The organism is Paenibacillus puerhi (assembly GCF_009846885.1).
In the GTDB taxonomy this organism is placed as follows: domain Bacteria; phylum Bacillota; class Bacilli; order Paenibacillales; family NBRC-103111; genus Paenibacillus_G; species Paenibacillus_G puerhi.
This window is the reverse complement of the sequence record NZ_WUWM01000002.1, coordinates 43,063-61,858: the sequence shown is the minus strand read 5'-3', so window position 1 is coordinate 61,858 and position 18,796 is coordinate 43,063. Positions and strand designations below refer to the sequence as shown.

At 53.4% G+C, this 18,796-nt stretch carries 17 protein-coding genes; 7 read left to right on the top strand and 10 right to left on the bottom strand.

Translation table 11 applies throughout. The features are described from left to right. Positions 1-73 precede the first annotated feature (73 nt). Both GSF01_RS02065 and GSF01_RS02060 read right to left on the bottom strand, forming a co-directional pair. Positions 74-1,288: an MFS transporter gene (locus GSF01_RS02065; protein WP_159881366.1), complete on the bottom strand. Its 1,215-nt coding sequence runs from the start codon at positions 1,286-1,288 to the stop codon at positions 74-76. A 91-nt stretch (positions 1,289-1,379) separates the two neighbouring features. Further along, entirely contained in the window at positions 1,380-2,129 is a 750-nt protein-coding gene (locus GSF01_RS02060) for a metallophosphoesterase family protein (protein WP_159881365.1), read from the bottom strand. A 163-nt stretch (positions 2,130-2,292) separates the two neighbouring features. On the opposite strand from GSF01_RS02060, the gene GSF01_RS02055 reads away from it, so the two are divergent. The 6 genes from GSF01_RS02055 to GSF01_RS02030 all read left to right on the top strand — a co-directional run bounded on the left by GSF01_RS02055 (position 2,293) and on the right by GSF01_RS02030 (position 7,926). Further along, positions 2,293-3,939 (top strand): CapA family protein, encoded by a 1,647-nt coding sequence (locus GSF01_RS02055; RefSeq protein WP_235941226.1) that lies wholly within the window; start codon positions 2,293-2,295, stop codon positions 3,937-3,939. Positions 3,940-3,982: 43 nt separating this feature from the next. Next, a complete protein-coding gene (locus tag GSF01_RS02050) occupies positions 3,983-4,618 on the top strand; it encodes a fumarylacetoacetate hydrolase family protein (RefSeq protein ID WP_159881364.1) in 636 nt (211 codons plus the stop codon). A 126-nt stretch (positions 4,619-4,744) separates the two neighbouring features. Continuing rightward, on the top strand, positions 4,745-5,182 hold the full coding sequence (locus GSF01_RS02045; protein WP_159881616.1) for a RidA family protein: 438 nt from the start codon (positions 4,745-4,747) through the stop codon (positions 5,180-5,182). A gap of 121 nt (positions 5,183-5,303) precedes the next feature. Next, positions 5,304-5,510, top strand: coding sequence for a hypothetical protein (locus tag GSF01_RS02040; RefSeq protein WP_159881363.1), 207 nt, complete (start codon positions 5,304-5,306; stop codon positions 5,508-5,510). Positions 5,511-5,523: 13 nt separating this feature from the next. Further along, a complete protein-coding gene (locus GSF01_RS02035) occupies positions 5,524-6,237 on the top strand; it encodes an Rpn family recombination-promoting nuclease/putative transposase (RefSeq protein WP_159881362.1) in 714 nt (237 codons plus the stop codon). A 132-nt stretch (positions 6,238-6,369) separates the two neighbouring features. Then, positions 6,370-7,926 (top strand): copper amine oxidase N-terminal domain-containing protein, encoded by a 1,557-nt coding sequence (locus GSF01_RS02030; protein WP_159881361.1) that lies wholly within the window; start codon positions 6,370-6,372, stop codon positions 7,924-7,926. A 99-nt stretch (positions 7,927-8,025) separates the two neighbouring features. Here GSF01_RS02030 and GSF01_RS02025 read toward each other — a convergent pair whose 3' ends face one another. Further along, positions 8,026-9,189, bottom strand: a complete 1,164-nt coding sequence (locus GSF01_RS02025; protein WP_235941225.1) for an HD domain-containing phosphohydrolase — start codon at positions 9,187-9,189, stop codon at positions 8,026-8,028. A 163-nt stretch (positions 9,190-9,352) separates the two neighbouring features. Between GSF01_RS02025 and GSF01_RS02020 the strand changes: the two genes are divergently transcribed. Further along, a complete protein-coding gene (locus GSF01_RS02020; RefSeq protein ID WP_159881614.1) occupies positions 9,353-10,183 on the top strand; it encodes a DUF92 domain-containing protein in 831 nt (276 codons plus the stop codon). Positions 10,184-10,395: 212 nt separating this feature from the next. On the opposite strand, the gene GSF01_RS02015 is transcribed toward GSF01_RS02020, so the two are convergent. The 7 genes from GSF01_RS02015 to GSF01_RS01985 all read right to left on the bottom strand — a co-directional run bounded on the left by GSF01_RS02015 (position 10,396) and on the right by GSF01_RS01985 (position 18,593). Continuing rightward, positions 10,396-12,882, bottom strand: coding sequence for a beta-propeller domain-containing protein (locus tag GSF01_RS02015; protein WP_159881360.1), 2,487 nt, complete (start codon positions 12,880-12,882; stop codon positions 10,396-10,398). A 150-nt stretch (positions 12,883-13,032) separates the two neighbouring features. Beyond that, positions 13,033-14,364: a sensor domain-containing diguanylate cyclase gene (locus GSF01_RS02010; protein WP_159881359.1), complete on the bottom strand. Its 1,332-nt coding sequence runs from the start codon at positions 14,362-14,364 to the stop codon at positions 13,033-13,035. 128 nt (positions 14,365-14,492) lie between these two features. Continuing rightward, entirely contained in the window at positions 14,493-14,831 is a 339-nt protein-coding gene (locus tag GSF01_RS02005) for a LapA family protein (RefSeq protein WP_159881358.1), read from the bottom strand. A gap of 82 nt (positions 14,832-14,913) precedes the next feature. Further along, positions 14,914-16,704 carry an oligoendopeptidase F gene (gene pepF, locus GSF01_RS02000; RefSeq protein ID WP_159881357.1) on the bottom strand — a complete coding sequence of 597 codons (1,791 nt, stop codon included), beginning with the start codon at positions 16,702-16,704 and terminating at the stop codon, positions 14,914-14,916. A 234-nt stretch (positions 16,705-16,938) separates the two neighbouring features. Further along, the gene (locus GSF01_RS01995) at positions 16,939-17,118 is read right to left on the bottom strand and encodes a hypothetical protein (protein WP_159881356.1); all 180 of its coding nucleotides are present in this window, start codon (positions 17,116-17,118) and stop codon (positions 16,939-16,941) included. 164 nt (positions 17,119-17,282) lie between these two features. Then, positions 17,283-18,080, bottom strand: coding sequence for a TerC family protein (locus GSF01_RS01990; protein ID WP_159881355.1), 798 nt, complete (start codon positions 18,078-18,080; stop codon positions 17,283-17,285). A 279-nt stretch (positions 18,081-18,359) separates the two neighbouring features. Beyond that, complete coding sequence (locus tag GSF01_RS01985) at positions 18,360-18,593, bottom strand: hypothetical protein (protein WP_159881354.1); 234 nt, start codon at positions 18,591-18,593, stop codon at positions 18,360-18,362. Positions 18,594-18,796: the final 203 nt, after the last annotated feature.

Here is an 18,796-nt window from a genome sequence, read left to right as displayed (position 1 = left end):
CTTTCATCAACAGCTACAACTGTGACGGAAGCGGGTTTTATGCACTGAAAGCGAGCGCTGCCGCTGCTCCGGACTAGCTTCCTCCGGCCGGTTCTTTCGGACGGAGAGGAGTCAGCGACTTGCGGGCCCAGAAGGCGTTAATTAGCAGTAAAAATCCGGATATCAAGAAAATTTGCTGAATGGTAATGAAGCCCGAGACGGCTCCTCCGACGACCGGACCCAGCATATTGCCCAGGCTCAGCGCGCTGGAGTTGAAGCTGTAGGAACGGCTTTCCATCCCGGAAGGCGTATGCTTGCGAATCAGTGCGTTGACGGTAGGCAGCAGCCCGCCGAGGAAGATGCCCAGGAAAAAACGGGCCGCTAGCAGCTGCCAGACGTTGCCTGCTATCGCTTGGGGAACGGAAGCGACCGCGGCGCCGATCAGGCAGACGAACAGGATGCGCTCCGGACCGATCCGGTCGGCGACCCGGCCAAGCACCGGCGCGGCGGCCATGTTGGAGAACCCGGTAACAGAGCCGACCAGCCCGGCATAGAACGCTATCATCGCATCTTGTCCATGCAGCTTTTGCACGAAGAGAGGCAGCAAGGGCTGGACGCTCAGCAGGGAGAACTGGATCAGGAAGGTGACCGCATAGAGCGACGGCAGCTGGCGGGTGAGGCGAAGCTCGTTGAAGCTGGACAGCATCGATTGCTTCGGCTTGCTCGCCGCCTCTTTAGCGTCGAACGTTTCCTTGACCAGCCAGGCGACGAGCAGGGAAGCGGCGAACAACGTCCCTCCCGTAATAAAGAAGATGGGACGAAAGCCGACCCAGGCTGCCATCAGTCCGCCGATAAATGGACCCAGGATCGAACCGGCGACCGCTCCCGACTGCAGCGTGCCCATCGCGAAGCCCATCCGTTCGCGCGGGGTATTGGCAGACATCAGAGCCACCGCTGCAGGAACAAAGCCGGATATCGTGCCGTTGAGCATACGGAGCAGCAGCAGATGCCAAGCCGTACCGGCGAAGCCCATCAAGGTCATGACGATGGCCATGCCGAACCCGGAGCGAAGCAGCATGACCTTGCGGCCGTAGCGATCGGCCAGACCGCCCCAAAGCGGTTGGAACAGAAAGGATGTAACGAAGTTGCCGGCGAAGATAAGTCCAGCCCACACCGCTACTTCATGCTGGTCATGCATGCCCAAATCCTGCAAATACAGAGGGAGGAAGGGCACGATCATCGTCATCCCCGCCATGACCAAAAATTGACCCGCCCATAGAACGGCTAAATTAATTTTCCATCTCTCCATAGCGGCTCACCTTCTTTCGTATGTACGGGCATTTCACTTGGAAAGACCTGTGCCTATCTTCTCACAAATCGGCGACATGTACTCGTGATAGCTACAGCTCGCGGCCGTGAAGCTGCTCATAGCGGTAACGGTCAAGCTCAGGCACATTCGCCTCCTCGGCAATCGCAATTTCGCGCTGCACGTCATAGGGAATGCGAACCCATTGCATGGAGAAAGGGGCCTCTGTCCGTTCCCCGATCATCCCCTCCAGCACGACATAGCTTGCCTGCGGCAAGCCGTCATAAGGCGCGCCCACGCTGCCTGTATTAAAAAGCACCAGTCCGCGCGGCTGCTTCGTCTTCAACGTCTGCATGAAAGGAACGTGCAGGTCGCCATACCCGACTACATCCGGCGTATCCTCCGTATCCAGGAAAGGGCCCGTTGCCGCCGTATTATCGAAAAAGCTCAGCTTCTCCTTCTTGTCGGCCTTGCGGGTAATCCAGTGATAGACGCTATCCGAGGAGGCATGCACCAGACGAACCCGGCGTCCGCTGATCCAAAGGTCGAAGGAGAACGGAAGCCCTCCCAGGTAAGCCAGCTGCTCGGACGATAGCCTGTCCTGCTGCCACTGAGCCGAGGCCTTCTCCTGAGGACGTACGATCCCGTGGTCCCAATTGCCCTGGACGACCGCTTCGCACACTTCTCGTATTCTCTCCACCGCTTCTGACGGCTGGGGTCCCTTGCCCACCAGATCGCCAAGGCAGACGATACGCCGTATACCGGTATCCCGGATATGAGCCAAGACGGCCTCCAGAGCCGTCATATTGCTGTGGATGTCTGAGATCAACGCGATTTTCTCCATGCTCTCACCTTTCATTTATCGGGTATAATCCGTAATCATTCGGCTGTGTCATTATATCACAGTGCGGCTCCGAACACAGATTTTTGGGACATTTGCCCATGACCGGACCTGTTCGATTTGATATAATAGAGTTTGATTTGCGGCAAGCCCGGTAAAGGAGTAGATGATGATACAATCCCGCACAGAGAAGCACAAGAGCGTGAGGAAAGACCACAAAACTCTATGGTTGAAAATCGCCCTCCTGTCCTTGATTACGATGGGGGCCTTTGCTTATTTGACACAATGGCTGGAATCGCGTCAGCAAGAGAATACGGTTGCCGCAGAGTCGCCCGTTGCGTCGGCTAAACCGCCTGCCGCGGCTTCGGGTGCCCCGGGCACGTCCACGGGCGCAGACAATCCCCCCTCAGCTGGGGAAAAGCCGGCGACGTTAACGGAGGGCGCAAGGCCTCAGCCGCTTGGGGCGGATACTTCAAATGCGTCTGATAAGGTCACCCTGACCTTCGTGGGCGATGTGATGTTCGCCGGCAAGGTGGAAGACTTGCTGACTAAGCATGGCTATGATTATCCTTTTAAATATGTCAAATCCTATCTGGAGAAGGCGGATCTCACGATAGCCAACCTGGAGACGCCGGTTACGACGCGAGGCAGCGCGCAAACCAAGGAATATGTATATCGTTCGTCCCCGCTAGCCCTGCCTGAGTTGAAGAAAGCGGGAATCGATCTGGTTAATCTCGCAAACAACCATTCGATGGATTATGGCGAGGAGGGGCTGCTGGATACGCTCGAACATCTGGACGATCAGGGCATCCTTCGGGTCGGCGGCGGACGCGATGCGGACGAAGCATATCGACACGTCATCGTGGAACGCCATGGGATGAAGATCGCGTTTCTAGGATTCACGCGGGTTCTTCCCAGCACGAGCTGGATAGCGACGGCCAAGAAGGCCGGGCTGGCGACAGCCCATACGAGCAAAGCAACGATGGAAGCCGTGGCCAAGGCGCGGCAGGAAGCCGATCTGGTCGTGGTGATCGCGCACTGGGGAGAGGAGCGGAAGTCGCATCCGGTGAAGATTCAGACGGATTTGGCCCATGAATTTATCGACGCGGGAGCCGACTTGGTGGTCGCGAGCCATCCTCACGTTCCACAAGGCTTCGAGCAGTATAAAGGCAAGTGGGTGGCCTACAGCCTTGGCAATTTTGTATTTACAACCAATGAGGTGCCCGAGACGTGGGACAGCATGATCCTGAATGCGGCATGCACCAAGGAACGAAGCTGCGAGCTCAGTCTCGTTCCGATATTGACCAAGTGGGCGCAGCCGGTCCGCATGGTGGAGGATCAGAGCGAGCAGTTATTCCAGAGGTTGACTAAGAATTCCATAAATGCCAAAGTTGATAAACAGGGTGCGATATCCCTCGGGCCGGTCAATACGTTCCCGGCAGCTTCTCCAAAGCCGGCGGCTCCGAAAGCTACCGAAACGACCAAGCCGACAGCGCCCAAAGCTACCGAAACGACCAAGCCGGCGCAGTCAACCTCCACTCCAGCAACAAAGCAGCCGGAGAGTACAGGTACGGCCAAACCGGGTGCAACCGAGGCGACTAAGACGCCAAGCAGCAAGAAAGCCGGGGAGACCTCGCCGGCCGGAAAAGGCAGCTCCTCTTCACAGGAAGGGAGCGGCAAGTCGGGAGCAAGCGATAAACCGAAAGCGGGTGCTGAGGGTACAGGCAAAGCATCGGGAGCGGCAAGCTCGTCGTCGTCCGGAAAGTCTCCCGCAGCACAGCCTGCAGGACCCAAGCAAGAAACCAAGCAGTAATCCAAGCGGATGATCTGGAAGAGTGGAAGGGACGATACATAGGATGGACATACACCACATTCGCAATATATATTGCGTCGGAAGAAACTATGGGCTTCATGCAGCCGAGCTCGGCAACAGCGTTCCGGATGAGCCTATGATTTTCACTAAGCCGACTCATGCTCTGGTTGTCGCGGACGGTTCCCCCGTGGTGCTGCCGGAGGATCGGGGAGATGTGCACTATGAGGCGGAGCTTGTCCTCCATATCGGGCGTGATTACACGCCGGGTATGACGGTAGACGAGCTGGTCGACGTTATGTCGCTGGGCATCGACTTTACACTCCGGGATGTGCAGAATGTCATCAAGAGCAAGGGTTATCCTTGGCTGCCTGCGAAAGGCTTCCTCCGTTCCGCCGTTGTGACGAAGCCGATCGCGTTCCCGGGCTTGGAGGCTATTAAGAGCCTGGAACTCAGCTTAAAGCGCAACGGGCAGGAGGTTCAGCGGGGGAGCGCCTCGCAAATGATCTTTAGCCTGCAAACCCTTATAGATTATATCGCATCTCACTATGGACTCGGAGCTGGGGACTTGATCTATACGGGAACCCCGCCTGGCGTAGCCGCGGTACAGGATGGCGATCGCTACGAGCTGCTGTGGGACGAACGGGTCCTTGGAGCCTTTACCGCCAAGCTGGGGGACTGACCCTGAGGCTAGGTCCCGTTGCTGGATTGGAAGGCCCGAGTATCATCATTATTTTGGAGACATCCCCTATTTTTTGAGGAGGCGCAGCCTGTGTCATTAACCGAGTCTTCTGCAACCAAACGACTGATGGAGCTGGGAATCGAGCTGCCTGAAGCAAGCGAGCCGGCGGCCCGCTATGCGAACTATGTGATCCTGAACGGTCTTATGTTTGTGTCAGGTAAAGGTCCTTCGGGCGTACCCAAGCCCAAGGGAAAGCTCGGTCACGACTATTCTACCGAAGAGGGATATCAATTCGCGCGTTCGGCCGGCATCGAGCTGCTCGCCGTTCTGCAGGCCGCGCTGGGTTCCCTGGATCGCGTGAAGCGGGTTGTGAAAATACAGGGCTTCGTGAATGCCTCCCCCGACTTTGAGGAGCATCACAAGGTATTGAACGGCGCATCCGATCTGATGCTGGACGTCTTCGGAGAGCACAAGGGGCTGCACGCCAGATCGGTACTCGGAGCCAGCTCGCTTCGAGATAATCTTCCGGTTATTCTTGATTCGATATTTGAAGTAGAGGAATAAGTGTGGAAAGCCTCGGACCTGTTTCCGAGGTTTTTGATCTATAACGGCGGTCTATTATTTCTTACATAATGTTATAATTATGAAATAAGATGTATACTTTAAATTGGAGAGGCAGGATCCGATGAGCAACGATAATAAAATGCTGAGTCAAGCGGTTTTTAGCCGCAACAGGAGTCACGATGAAGCATTTAAAAAACTGCTGCAAACCTTTTTTGCGGAGTTCATTGAGCTTTTTTTTCCAGAAATAGACGAAATGCTGGATCATCGGGAAACACGATTTCTGATGCAGGAGTTGCTGGTAGATATAGTAGGGGAGGAAGTCGCGTAAGCTGGATTTACTGTTGGAGACTCGTTTCAAGCAGCATGACGCGTATATTCTCGTTCATCTGGAACCACAATCCTACAAGCAAACGAAGTTTAATGAACGAATGTTCATTTATTACAGCAGGCTGTTCGAGCGTCATCGAGAGGAATACAAACTGATCATTCCCATTGCCATATTTACTTCTGACGAGATCAGGGATGAGCCGAATACCGTATCTATGGCAATTCCGGGGCATCATATTTTAAGTTTTGAATTTTTGAAAGTTGAACTGAAGAAGCAGGATTGGCGTACTTTTATCCATTTGGACAACCCAGTGGCTGCAGCATTGTTGGCTAAAATGGGGTGTAATAAGAAAGAAAAGCGTGAGGTTCGGCTCTCCTACTTGAGAATGATATTACGCTTACGAAAGAAGATGGATGATGCGCGGCTTGCGCTTATTATGTCCGTAGCTGACATGTATTTTGAACCTAATAAGGAACAGGAAGAATCGCTTATTCGCGAGTTGAGAGAACAGTATCCAGAGGAAGGTGAAGCGCTGATGGAATTGATGCCAGCCTGGAAGCGATGGGGATATGAAGAAGGAATAGAAGATGGATTAGAAAAAGGCATTGAAAAAGGCATTGAGCAGGCAGTTCGAAAAATGCTGATTAAAGGCTTCACGCCGGAAGAAGTAGCGGAAACACTGGAGCTGCCAATGGAAGAGATACGGAAGCTTACTTCCAAAAATTAATCAAAGCTGCGAGATATGGGGAAGGCGCTTATCCATAGGCGTCTTCTTTTTCATAGGTAAAAAGTAGGACTTCCATATTCTGTTGTGATAGAATAGGAGCAAGAAGCAAAAAGTTCAAGGAGCGATCGGAGCATGATAAAAAAATGGTGTCTCGTGCTGTCGGCTTGTTTACTGGGATTTTCCTATGTGAGCATCAGCGAGGCTGCAGCAGAGAATAACGTCATACCGGTGTATTTGGATGGCAATCCGGTACCCTTCGAAGTACCGCCTATCCTGGAGAATGGAACTACCTTGGTGCAATTTCGACCGATCTTCGAGCGTCTCGGTCTTGCGGTCGGCTGGGATGAGGCTTCAAGAACCGTGTCAGGTAAACGGAACAATCTGGAGATTGAGCTGGTCATCGACGAGCTGGAGGCCTCGGTCAATAAACAGTCCTTCGAGCTCGAGCTGGCTCCGCGGCTGGTCGAAGGCAATACCTTCGTGCCCTTGAGATTTGTCAGCGAGGCAAGCGGAGCGGAGGTAGTATGGGACGGGGAGAACAGCAGGATCTATATGCGAAGCAAGCCTTCCTCGACAGGGTCAGGCACGCCTGAGCCGGAGGAGGAGAGCGGGCCTGCCAAGACTCCGAAGTCCGAGAAAGGCAGCTATACCTATCCGAGTGGAGATAAGTATACGGGGCAATTGGCGAATGGCGAGCCGGAGGGCACAGGCAAGCTGACGGATGCCGCCGGGAAGCTATTGTTTAATGGGGTGATGGTCAAGGGCAATCCTTCGGAAGGCATCTACAAGTCTTATTATCCGAACGGCCAGCTTGAAACCGACGGACGTCTCAAGGACGGCAAGTTAAACGGCGCGGGCAAGCAATACACAGAAAGCGGAAAGTTGCTGTTCAGCGGTACTTTTGTGAACGGTGAACGTCAAGCGGGAACGTTATACAGCGAGAATGGAGATAAATATACAGGCGATTTCTCGAGCGGCGTGCCTGCCGGGAAAGGGAAGCTGGTCTATAAGAACGGCGATACCTACGAAGGCAGCTTTGTCGAAGGCAGACGAGAAGGCCAGGGGACTTATACGACATCCAAAGGGGAAAAAATCGAAGGAGAATTCCTGAATAACCTGAAGCATGGCGTGGTGCGTCACTACGACAAGAAGGGGAATCTGCTCTCGGTCAGCGAATATGTGAATGACGTGCTGATCAGCAAGGTAGACCTGGGGACTGGAGCCGTACCTCTCCCGGACACCTCTACGGCAGTGCCTTCCAGCGGCTTGGCTGCGGAGAACAGCCGGCACGAGAAGGCCGTCCAAGCGATCAAGGAACGATACAATGCAAGCAAGAAGCAACTGGACGATCAAATCGCGCAGCTGCGCAAGACATATCCCGGTCTTTATTCGAATCAGACCGACTATGAGAAAGCATTGAATGAAGCCATACTTAAGCAAACCTCCCTCCAATCCAAGTTAAGCTTGCTGAGCCAGGATGGTTCGAAGTCGGGAGAAGCGGCGCGAGCGGAATTGAATAAGCAGCTGGAGGCGGCGCAAGTCCAATTATCCAAGGTCCAGGAAAAGGGGATCGGCCAGCGGCAGGTCGAGTTCCTGAAGGAACAGCTAGCTCAGCTGAAGAAAGGGTATGAAGGCGAGCTGAAGCAGGAGAACACACTGCATGCGGAGAGGGTAAAGGTACTTAAATAACAGAGCGTACCAACACGCAAATAAAGGGCATTCCCATTAGGGATGTCCTTTTTAACTTGGGGAGAACGATTGATCCGCCGTTTATCCGGTAGGGACCTCTCAGACGTCCACATACTCATCGCGTATGCGCAGGAGCTCCGGCAGCTGCTCCATGAACACGTCGACGAGATGGGGATCGAAGTGCTGTCCACGTTCTTCCTTGAATAATCTCAAGATGCGGTCCAGCTCCCAGGCTTTCTTGTATACGCGTTCGCTGCCCAAAGCATCGAAGACGTCGGCTATGGCGGTAATGCGGCTATAAATATGTATGTCTTCCCCGTGGAGGCCGCTAGGGTAGCCGCTGCCGTCCCACTTCTCGTGATGCTGATGAGCGACCGTAGCTGCCGCTTGGAGAAGGCTTCGCTTGGAATTTTTAAGAAGCTGATAACCGATTGTCGTGTGCGATTGCATGACGGCGAACTCTTCCTCGGTAAGCTTACCCGGCTTTTTTAGCACATCGTCGGGGATCGCTACTTTTCCGATATCATGCATCGGGGATGCATGCTTGAGGAGCTCCGCTTCCTCGTGGCTCAAGCCGCAGCCGCGGGCCAGCACGTAGGAATATTCCGCAACACGCTTGACATGATTGCCAGTTTCTTTGGAGCGGCTTTCGCCGATTTCCCCCATGGAGAAAATGATTTCCTTCTGCGTCTCTTCAATCTCGGCTGTCAGCAGCGCGGATTCGAGCGACTTGCCTGCGTAGGAGGCGGCGAGCGTCAGATGCTCAAGATCCCGCTCCGAGAACATTTCATCCGGTATCAGCTTGTTGACCGCTTGGTAAGCGCCCATAATTTCGCCCCTGTTGTTGCGGAAGGGAATGACCATAAGCGCTTTAGTCCGGTAACCGGTAAGCTTATCCATGGCGATCGCGCCGCTTTGCAGAACATCCGCGAATTCATGATTGGTATAGGCGTCCTCAATAAAGATGGGCTGGCCGGTTTGGACGGCGTGACCGACGAGTCCTGCTGTACTTGGCAGCCGAAGTGGCGTCACCCCATGCGCAACCGTAGAAAACAGCTCGTCCTTCTGGCTGTCTAGCAGCCATACCGTGCAGCGGTCCGCCACGACCATTTCCCTGCCCATATCCGCCATGAGCATCAGCAGATTATCCAGACGCCGCTCGTTGGCGATTTTGGCGGCATAGTCAAAAATGACCTGCAGCATTTCCTTTGGTGTAAGATCTCGGTTGATTCGCAGGTTGCCTCCAGCATGATGCTCTTGCACGAAGTCTCACTCCTTAAGAAACTTTATCCTCTAGCTAAATGATATTATACTCATAGTAGTCATGTAAATATAGATGTCATGGGGACTGCGTATTTTTTGGACGCATGTACGCTAGGATTCGATTTCAGAGGGAAGTGGAAGGTGCAAAGTGACTGAATATGGGATGGATATTGGGGTGGGATTGCTGGGCAGCTTGTTGATCGCCGGAGCCGCCTATCGGAAGAAATCGTTATCCGCATCGGGCGCGGCAGCAGCTGTGTGTATGGGAACTCTCATGTATACACTGGGGAGCGCGGCTTGGTTCGGTACGCTGATTGCCTTCTTCGTGAGCTCGTCTCTGCTCTCGAAGTGGAAGAGGAGCAGGAAAGCGGCGGCGGAGAGCGGCTATGCCAAGGGCGGGCGGAGAGATGCAGGGCAAGTATTGGCCAACGGCGGTCTGGGCTTGGTCATATGCATCCTGCATGCTCTGTGGCCGCATCCCGGCTGGTGGGCTGGCTACCTGGGCGTGATGGCCACGGTGACGGCGGATACGTGGGCGACTGAAATAGGAGCTCTGAGCAAGCGAAGACCGCGTTCGATCATCAATGGACAGCTAGTAGCGCCGGGCACCTCGGGTGGGATTACACCGCTCGGACTGGCCGCATCAGCAGCTGGAGGGATGTTCATAGGCATCGCAGCCTGGATTCTATTTACCTTGTTCGGGTCGGATGGAGAAGATTCGGTGAGGGCATTTGGCATCATGGAGCTGCTGATTATCGGCTTGGCAGGCGGGCTGGGCGGGTCCTTGATCGACTCGTGGCTGGGAGCCGTTCATCAGGTCATGTACCGCTGCAGGATATGCGGGCGAGACATAGAGAAAAACCGCCACTGCGAGGCAGCGGCGGTTCGGGTTAGAGGAATGAAATGGATGACCAATGATGCCGTTAATGCGCTTAGCTCATTAATGGGCGGATTGATTGGCGCTATGATGGGAATCCTGAGACTCTTGGTTTGATTCGATCTCCTTCTCATCATAGAACCTGCGCGAATAAGATTTAGACGTCACGTAGATCGCCATGAAGGATACAAGTAAACAAATAAGAATAGAAATCACAATGATTGTAGTAACCATGGATTCGGGACCCCTCCATCCAACAGCAGTAATACTAATATTGTACCTTACGGCTGGGGATCCGACCAGTGGGAAATCAAGCAACATCAAGGATGTTACGGTTTCCGTGGCGGAAGTGTGACAGAACCGATCTCCTGCAGATCCGTCAGATGGTTCGCTTTAATCATGTCGGCGGAGGCGGAGTACAGCGTATCTCCTATATAAAGCAGCCGCTCGATGTTCTTATCGCTATGGTACCAGCGGCTGCCCGCTTTGGATAAGTCGGCATCGGACAGATGGGTGATCTTCCCTCGCAGCTTAAAGCCTTGCTGCAGATCAAGGCCGTACACGTAAGCCCCCTGAAAAGTAAATTCACCATACGTTCCGGCATTAGCGGCCGATTTATCCGGAATCTCCATAACGGTTACAGGAAAGGCGAGGATGTCCTTGTCTTTCGAGAACAGCAGAGCCTTATGGTTGTTCAACAGCTCCGAGTGAGTACCGCGATCTCCGATCGTTTCTTTGAAAAGCTCCTTCGGCTGGGAAACGTCCGAAACGTCGAACAGCGCGATCTTCATTCCTTGATAATAAGCGAGCGTATCCTGGCTAGCAAGGCTTCTGCCGTTCTTCATCTGAACCTCGACGGCTTCCTTGCCTAACCCGATCAGATGATTCTCATCATACGGGTGCAAATAATCGCTGTAGCCGGGAATTTTCAACTGTCCCAGCACCGCAGGCGCCTTCGGATCGCTCAGATCGATGGCAAACAAGGGGTCCACGCTGCGGAAGGTCACCATATAAGCTCGCTGTCCGGCATAGCGCACCGAATAGATGCGTTCGCCGGGAGCGAGCCCTTCGAGCTTGCCCGTTATCGTCATGGCCTGATCAAGCACATAGACATTATTTTTGGAGGTATGCTCGTCATTGCGCCACATCTCACCGCTGGTGGTCGCAATACGGAAGTAACCCTCATGCTCATCCATGGAAAATTGATTCAGAGGCTGTCCCGGAACCTTCCCCCGGCCTGCATAGCGAACTTCTCCATGATCAAAGTCAAATTTATATACCGCTGTTTTAAACTCATAATACGGAGGCGTCCAAGCAGGCGGCATCAGTGCCGCTGAGTCTTTAGCAACGGAGCGGGCTGGCTCGACGGCACTCGGATTTTGCACCGGCTCCATCTCGCTCGCCGCCACGTAAAGACTGGCTGGAGAGGCGTAGACATGCTGGCCGGAGCCTAGATAGCTGGTCACTTGAATGCCTTTATCGGGCTTGGTCAAGTCAAGGCCGCCGATCAATAAATAGTTGGACTCCACGGATTGCGGAAAGTAACGGACATCCTCAAGCCCGATGGAACGGAAGGAGTCCCCGATCGCCGAGTCTCTGTACGAGGGCAGCGAGGCTGCCGCTTCTTTGTCCGCCACGCCCAGTTCGTCACGCATCAGACCGAAGGAATTGAAATGTTTGTTCGTGACCAGATAGAGGGCGTCCCCTACCTTCCGGGAGGAGATGTAATGACCCTCCAGCTCCGCTTCCCGAATCGGCTTCAGCTGGCTGCGGTCAGCGAGATCATAGACTAATACCTTGGTCGTCGAGCGTACGGGTACGGGCGACGGCAGGATCGTAATTTTCTTAAGCTCGGAAGGGAGGGTCTTCAAGCTTACGGATGAATCCTGCTGGACGCTCAGACTGTCGGCGGCCGGAACGGCCATATCCAAGGGCTGGGGTACCGGTTCGCCTGGAGATATCCGCGAAGGGTAAGAGCTTGTACCGAGCACGATCAGATGCCGGTCGTCCACATACAGCTCGCGCGGATAGAAGCCGGGGTCTTGCCAGTACACGCTGCCGAGAACATGCATGCTTTCCGCAGGAACGGCGGAGGTGACGATTACGCGATCCCGGCTGACCTGATACAGGTATTGGCCGTCGGTCTTAAGGATATCGGCCTCATCGACGCCTTCGACTTGTATATTCGTCGTCGAATAAGGGGCAGCGCCGGCGGCAGCAGAAGGAGCTGTCATGGATTTGGACTCAGCGGCGACAGCCGGAGCAGCGGATACCATGTCGGTCGTGCTTAAGGTATAGCTCGATCCCCTGTCTTGTCCCGCTTCCTTCAATAGTTCTTCCAGGCGCGCTATGGACCCGACCGTGGGCAGACTTTTATCCGCATCGGCGATGCTGACTTTTCTAGCGCTGGCGTCCCAGTAGATATTGAAGTCAAAGGATTCTCCGAAAAACCGCAGCGGAACCAGCAGGCTTCCATTCTCCAAGATAGGCTCAGCAGGGAGGGAGACTTCCTCCTCTCCCCGGTAAGCGAGCAGGCTGTCAGCCGTCATGCGGATCGTCGACGAGCCCTTCGCAGCCGTAGCTGTCCGGCTGGCTTCCTTCCATTCGACCTGAACGCCAAGCGCTGTGGAAACATCGCGCAGGGGGACCATTAACGTGTTCCCGATAAGGCGGGGAGAAAGGGCGAATCGGACGTCCTCCCCATTTAAAGTCAAGGAGATACCAGGGTCTGGATCGGCTTGGGAAGCCGAAGGAGTGATGGAGAAGAGCAGCGTCAGCGACAGTGCGGCCGCCATGACTCGTTTGGTAGTGATCATGATGAAATCCCTCCTGTTCGTTCGATGCCGGGATCGGCTGGTTACCCTTATAACGGCTGGCCGGACTTATTTGTTTCTCTATTTCTCTTATCGTTGCAAAAAAGCTCTACCCGGCCGGGTGAGCGGATGGCAAGGCAGGAAAAGAAAAGCTTAGCCTGGTCGGTAAGCTCTGGAGCGGTTGCGGCCTTCCTGCTTGGCCCTGTACAGAGCCTGATCCGCGCGAACAAGCAGCTCGCGTGAGGATAGGTCGCGGGCGGGAACCATCGTCGCATGACCGAGGCTGACCGTCACATAAGCGGATACTTCGGAGCTTGGATGAGGCAGCGCAAGTAATTCGACCTCCTGGCGGAGGCGCTCGGCAACATAGGCGGCTCCTCGTTCATCCGTGATCGGAAGCACGACGACGAATTCTTCGCCGCCATATCGGGCGATCAGGTCGCCAGGGCGCTTGGCTGCTCGCTTCAATGCCTCGGCCACTTGTCTCAGACAGGCGTCTCCTTCATGATGGCCGCAGTTATCGTTAAAGTTCTTGAAATAATCGATATCGAGGAGGATCAAGGATAACGGCGTGGAGAAACGCAGCCCGTGCCGCCACTCCTTGGCATAATTCTCATCAAAGCCGCGGCGGTTGGCCACACCCGTCAAGGAATCGATCGAAGAAATTTTTTGTAAAAGCTCATTCGTCTTACGCAGCTGGTTCTCCATGTTTTTACGTTCGGTCACATCCCTCGATACGCAAACCAGCTCAAGAGCGGGTTCAGACGCGTCAGCGATGGCGTTCAGATGAGTTTCCATCCATACATAACTCCCGTCCTTGTGGCGCATCCGGTAGGGAGGCAGCTTCAGCGAAGTGTACGAGGCCAATTCATCGACAGCCGTATCCAACAGACATAGATCGTCGGGATGGAAATAATCATAAATGCTCGTGCCTGTCAGCTCCTCCGGCTCATAGCCGAGCAGCAGGCGAACGGAAGGGGAGACATACTGGAACAGTCCGTCCAAGGTATGCTTGGAGATGATATCGGTACAGTGCTCGGTAATCGCGCGATAGATCTGCTCGCTTGTGCGCCAGGAAGCCTCGGCCAGCTGGGCCCGCTTCCGCTTCGTAATGTCCTGGAGCTGCATGAGGTAAACAGGCGCGTTTGCTTGCCCCGATGCTACCTCGTATTCGCCGAGACTGATCTCGGCCCATAGAGCGGTACCGCCAGGGCCGGCTATATGCTTCTCGGACGGTTTCTCAAGGCTATAGGAGGCGAGCCAGTCGGAACCCGAGGAAGGAAGAGGAGGCTCCGACCGACTATCGAGCGTATCGACATGTGCGCCGATCAGCTCATCCGGTCCACTGCCTACCAGCCGACTGAAGGAGGAATTGACGGCGATGAAGAATCCATCAGCCGACAGAAAAGCCATTCCCGTTACCGCGCGCTGAAAAGCCAGTTGATTCAATTGGTGATCGCAGCTCAAGGCCGGAGAATCGCTCATGATGTCGGCATCCTTCCTCGCACGAAGTGTCATTAATAGTTACAATATACCTATTTTAAGGAAATTCTGCGCTTTCATCAATCTTTTATCAGCGATTCCTGGAATATTAAAGAACATTTGATGCTAACTTAATCTTCTTTAGAGAAGAGCGCCTCTTCCACGGGGATGGCACCATTCGAAGGGACAGGAGAGAGTCCTGCGCTAGCCGCAGTACGCTCCGCCTCCAGCTCAGCGATTCGTTTCTCAAGCTGTCGCATAGTCCGCTTCAGCCTGAATTGACGGATCAAGCCAAGCAGGGCCGCGATCAGTCCGCCTAGCAGGGTGGAGCCGAGCACGACAAGGATCAGCGGAATATCGGTTTGGGTAAACATGAAATTAACACGTACCGGTTCTACGTTGATGACTGCGAATATCGCAGTAATAAGGGCGAAGATCAAGGTTAGAATCAGCATCCATTGGGCTTTCATTGGCATTCACTCCGTTATCGTCATGGTTAGGTAGGCTAAGGAAAAAGGCTGAGCCGTAAAGCCGGTCTCAGCCTTCTTCGAGTCATTGCGCCAGCGACTCCATCTGCTCCAGCAGCTCCTTGAACACGCTCATAGCTTGTTTGATTGGCTCAGGAGTGGACATATCGACACCGGCTCGCTTCAGAATATTAATCGAGTAGTCGCTGCCGCCGCTTTTCAGGAAGCCGAGATACCGGTCGACCGCAGGGGCGCCTTCTTCCAATATTTGTTTGGCGAAGCTGGTAGCCGCCGAGAACCCGGTTGCATACTTATAGACGTAGAAGCTGTTATAGAAATGAGGAATACGCGCCCATTCCATTTCAATATCCTTGTCTACGACCATTTTGTCGCCATAATACAGCTTGTTCAGTCCATAGTAAATCTCACTGAGCAGCTGCGGGGTCAAGGACTCGCCTTGCTCGGCCTTCTCGTGGATGATCTTCTCGAACTCGGCAAACATGGTTTGGCGGAATACCGTCGTGCGGAATTGATCCATGTAGTAGGTCAGCAGATACATCTTTTCTTTGGGATCGGTCGAATTTTTCAGCATGTGGTCCATTAGCAAAGCTTCATTCAGCGTGGAAGCGACTTCAGCCAGGAAGATGGTGTACTGGGCATAACGGTAAGGCTGATTGGTGTCTGACAGATAGGAATGAAGCGCATGGCCCATCTCATGAGTTAGCGTAAACATACTGTTCAGGTTGTCTTTATGATTGAGCAGCACATAAGGATGGGTTCCGTACGCGCCCCAGCTGTAAGCGCCGTTTCGCTTGCCTTCATTCTCATAGATGTCGATCCAACTGTTATCGAAGCCTTCCTGCAGCACATTCAAATAGTCCTGACCGAGCGGCTGGAGGCTTTCTTTTACTTTCGCTTTCGCTTGCTCGTATGTAATATCCATCTTGTACTCGTCGACCAGCGGGGCGAACAAGTCGTACATGTGGAGCTCATCTACCTTCAGCAGCTTTCTGCGCAGCTCCATATAGCGATGCATCAGGGGAAGCGATTCATGAACGGCATCGATCAGGCTGGTATAGACGCCCTTATCGATGTTATCGCCATAGAGCGACATTTCCAGCGCAGAGGAATGCTTGCGTACTTTGGAGTAGAAAATATTTTTAGTTACATTGGCGGCGAGGGTGGCGGCTATCGTATTTTTTTGCTTGCCGTACGTTTCATACATCGCTTGGAAGGCTTCCTGCCGCACCTGGCGATTCCGGCTCTCGAGAAACTGAATATATCGTCCGTGCGTCAGCTCGACCTCTTCGCCTTGTTCGTTTTTCACCTTAGGGAACTTGAGATCGGCGTTATTGAGCATGCCAAAGATCGTACCCGGCGCTTGAGACAGATTGCCGACTTGAGCCAGAAGGGCTTCCTCGCTCTTGCTGAGTACATGCTGCTTCTGGCGGATCATTTCCTCCAGTGTACGCTTATAGAAGCTGAGCTCGGGATTTTCGACCAGCTTCTGCAGCTGCTCATCGGTAAGACTCAGGATTTCCGGGAAAATAAAAGAGGTCGCTTCGTTCACTTCGACGCTCAGCTTTTTCGATTTGTCGGATAGGGCCTGGTAGGTTGGGTCCGCCATATCCTCATGATGCTTCATGTTGGCGTAAACATACAAACGCTCCGTATGTAAGGAAATCTCATCCTCAAGCTCAAAGCAGCTTTTAATAGCAGCCGGCTCGTTCAGCTTGCCATGAAACTTCGCTACATCCTTCAGCTTGGTACCAACATCCTGGTATTCCTTGTTCCACGCATCCTGGTCACGGAACAGGTCCTCCAGCTGCCAGCGGTGCTCCGCCGGGACTTCATTTCGTTTCAATACCTGGTTCATGGGTGCCCTCCTTGAGTATGGATGAGATGGGGGCTTCGCGTCCTGGTCCGCCCAGGCAGTGGCAGAAGCCAACAGGCCGAGGCCGAGCACGCCGCTAAGCCATACTGGATACCAACGCATGCGCTCACGCTCCATGGAAAAAATGGTCGGTCTGGCAACTTGCGGCTTAGTATGACCGGAGCGAGGCTTAAATATTAGTATAGGGATTCCGCAGACGTAAGTCTAATCGGATATCTACACACTATGCAGAAACGAATAAATCAGAAGCACGAAAGAAAATGATATCATTACCAGCGCGAGCAGGGCGAGCGGCCGTTTCACGCTGGGGGGAAGCGAGTCCTTCTTCATGATTAAAATCAAGGATAATGAGAAGGAAAGGATAATGAAGGTAATAATGGTTGCTCCGTTGCTCATGAGTGATCCCCCTTTCGAACTATAATGTTCGCCGTCCGATCAAATTTTCCTCTTTATGGAGAGCGGTTGTGCGCATAAACAAGAAACCGGCTTCCCTGAGGAAAGCCGGTCATGTTTGGCAGGGCAGACGCCCCTTGTGAACGGAAGCCGCTAGGCAAAGCTTGTCAGCTTCTTGACTTCACTAATACGAGTCTTCCGTCTTTATCGCGGCTGGCCGTAAAGCTGTCATTGGGCTGAATGTTTGCAACCTTCTCCAGCACTTCAGGAATAGCAAGTGAGCCGCTGTCTGTGATGTGAACGGTTGTGGCGGATTTTTTCTTCAAGTACGCCAGTGCCAGGACACCGATAACCACGACTCCGACGACCATCCATTTCACGACCGGATTAGCATGGAAGTAGTCGGCTACGAAACGGTCTTCCGTGATCATCTTGGCTGCCGTGTAGGCAAGCACTGCGGAGCCGATCCAGATAATGATCGGGAAGCGGTCGACCAGCTTAATGAACAGCGTGCTTCCCCATACCATAATCGGTACGCTGATGATTAAGCCAAGAACAACAAGCAAGAAGCTGCCATGCGAGGCTCCGGCTACAGCGATGACATTGTCAAAGCCCATGGCTGCGTCCGCAATGATAATCGTACGGATGGCATCCGCGAGCTTCGGCTTGGCGGAGATGTCATGATCTTTGTTGTCTACGAGAAGCTTGTAGGCGATCCAGATCAGGACGAGTCCTCCGATGAGCAGCAGGGCAGGGAGCTTCAGCAGCCAAACAACTGCCAGTGTAGCGGCGATCCGGATGACGACAGCCCCTACGGTTCCCCAGATGATAGCGCCCTTTTGTTGTTCCTTGGGCAAGTTTCGCGCTGCCAGAGCAATTACAATGGCATTGTCGCCCGCCAGCACGAGGTCAATCACCACGATGTTCAGCAAAGCAATTAAAAATGTTGCGGATAACCAATCCATAGCCCTCACTCCTTCACTAACATGATGTTACATAAAAATGAACCTATACCTATCCGGGCAAGGTTCTTTTTGCCAACAAAAAAGACCTTTACCCGTGAAAAACAGGCAAAGGTCTTGCTAACAACGTGAACGTTGCCAATAAAGCCGGGGCTCCAGAAGAACCCGAATTGACGACTTTACTGTGACAGCTACTCCCCTTTGGAGGACACCTTATGTAATTACCTCTCATTATAGAGGGCAAACAAGCAGGAAGTCAAGCCTCAGGAGCGGAAGCTTGCATCAAACTTGCCGGAAAGCTTCCATGATCTGTTCAAGTTCTTCCTCCGTGCCGTCAAAGCGCTGCTTGGAGAATCGCTCCTCCGCCCAGTGCATCATCTCAGGACGGCTTAGAAACGTATGGCATTCCTCGCCCCACTGCTCCGTAATTTCCCGGAGAATGAGCTGCTTCCCATTAACCTCTACCGTCAGCATGTTCCATTTATCTCTTTTGAATATCGTATGCTTTTTTATCACGACTTGGAAACCTCTTTTCAATAAAAAATTATGCGGTCGGGCAGGCTGCGCCTATGCGCGAATCATACCTTAACTTCCTGTGAATTGCAAGGCATTGCAGATTCCAAGACTCGGAAATTTTAGGTTGAACGGGCTCGGCTTCCGTGGTATTATCCTTCTAAGCTTCAGCATCGGCCATAGGGACGATGGAGGCGAAGAATGTA

Excerpts from the sequence above, each read along its gene's own strand:
- GSF01_RS02065 (WP_159881366.1), bottom strand. The coding sequence starts at position 1,288 with ATGGAGAGATGGAAAATTAATTTAGCCGTTCTATGGGCGGGTCAATTT.
- GSF01_RS02060 (WP_159881365.1), bottom strand. The coding sequence starts at position 2,129 with ATGGAGAAAATCGCGTTGATCTCAGACATCCACAGCAATATGACGGCT.
- GSF01_RS02055 (WP_235941226.1), top strand. The coding sequence starts at position 2,293 with ATGATGATACAATCCCGCACAGAGAAGCACAAGAGCGTGAGGAAAGAC.
- GSF01_RS02050 (WP_159881364.1), top strand. The coding sequence starts at position 3,983 with ATGGACATACACCACATTCGCAATATATATTGCGTCGGAAGAAACTAT.
- GSF01_RS02045 (WP_159881616.1), top strand. The coding sequence starts at position 4,745 with ATGGAGCTGGGAATCGAGCTGCCTGAAGCAAGCGAGCCGGCGGCCCGC.
- GSF01_RS02040 (WP_159881363.1), top strand. The coding sequence starts at position 5,304 with ATGAGCAACGATAATAAAATGCTGAGTCAAGCGGTTTTTAGCCGCAAC.
- GSF01_RS02030 (WP_159881361.1), top strand. The coding sequence starts at position 6,370 with ATGATAAAAAAATGGTGTCTCGTGCTGTCGGCTTGTTTACTGGGATTT.
- GSF01_RS02020 (WP_159881614.1), top strand. The coding sequence starts at position 9,353 with ATGGATATTGGGGTGGGATTGCTGGGCAGCTTGTTGATCGCCGGAGCC.
- GSF01_RS02015 (WP_159881360.1), bottom strand. The coding sequence starts at position 12,882 with ATGATCACTACCAAACGAGTCATGGCGGCCGCACTGTCGCTGACGCTG.
- GSF01_RS02010 (WP_159881359.1), bottom strand. The coding sequence starts at position 14,364 with ATGAGCGATTCTCCGGCCTTGAGCTGCGATCACCAATTGAATCAACTG.
- GSF01_RS02005 (WP_159881358.1), bottom strand. The coding sequence starts at position 14,831 with ATGAAAGCCCAATGGATGCTGATTCTAACCTTGATCTTCGCCCTTATT.
- pepF (WP_159881357.1), bottom strand. The coding sequence starts at position 16,704 with ATGAACCAGGTATTGAAACGAAATGAAGTCCCGGCGGAGCACCGCTGG.
- GSF01_RS01995 (WP_159881356.1), bottom strand. The coding sequence starts at position 17,118 with ATGAGCAACGGAGCAACCATTATTACCTTCATTATCCTTTCCTTCTCA.
- GSF01_RS01990 (WP_159881355.1), bottom strand. The coding sequence starts at position 18,080 with ATGGATTGGTTATCCGCAACATTTTTAATTGCTTTGCTGAACATCGTG.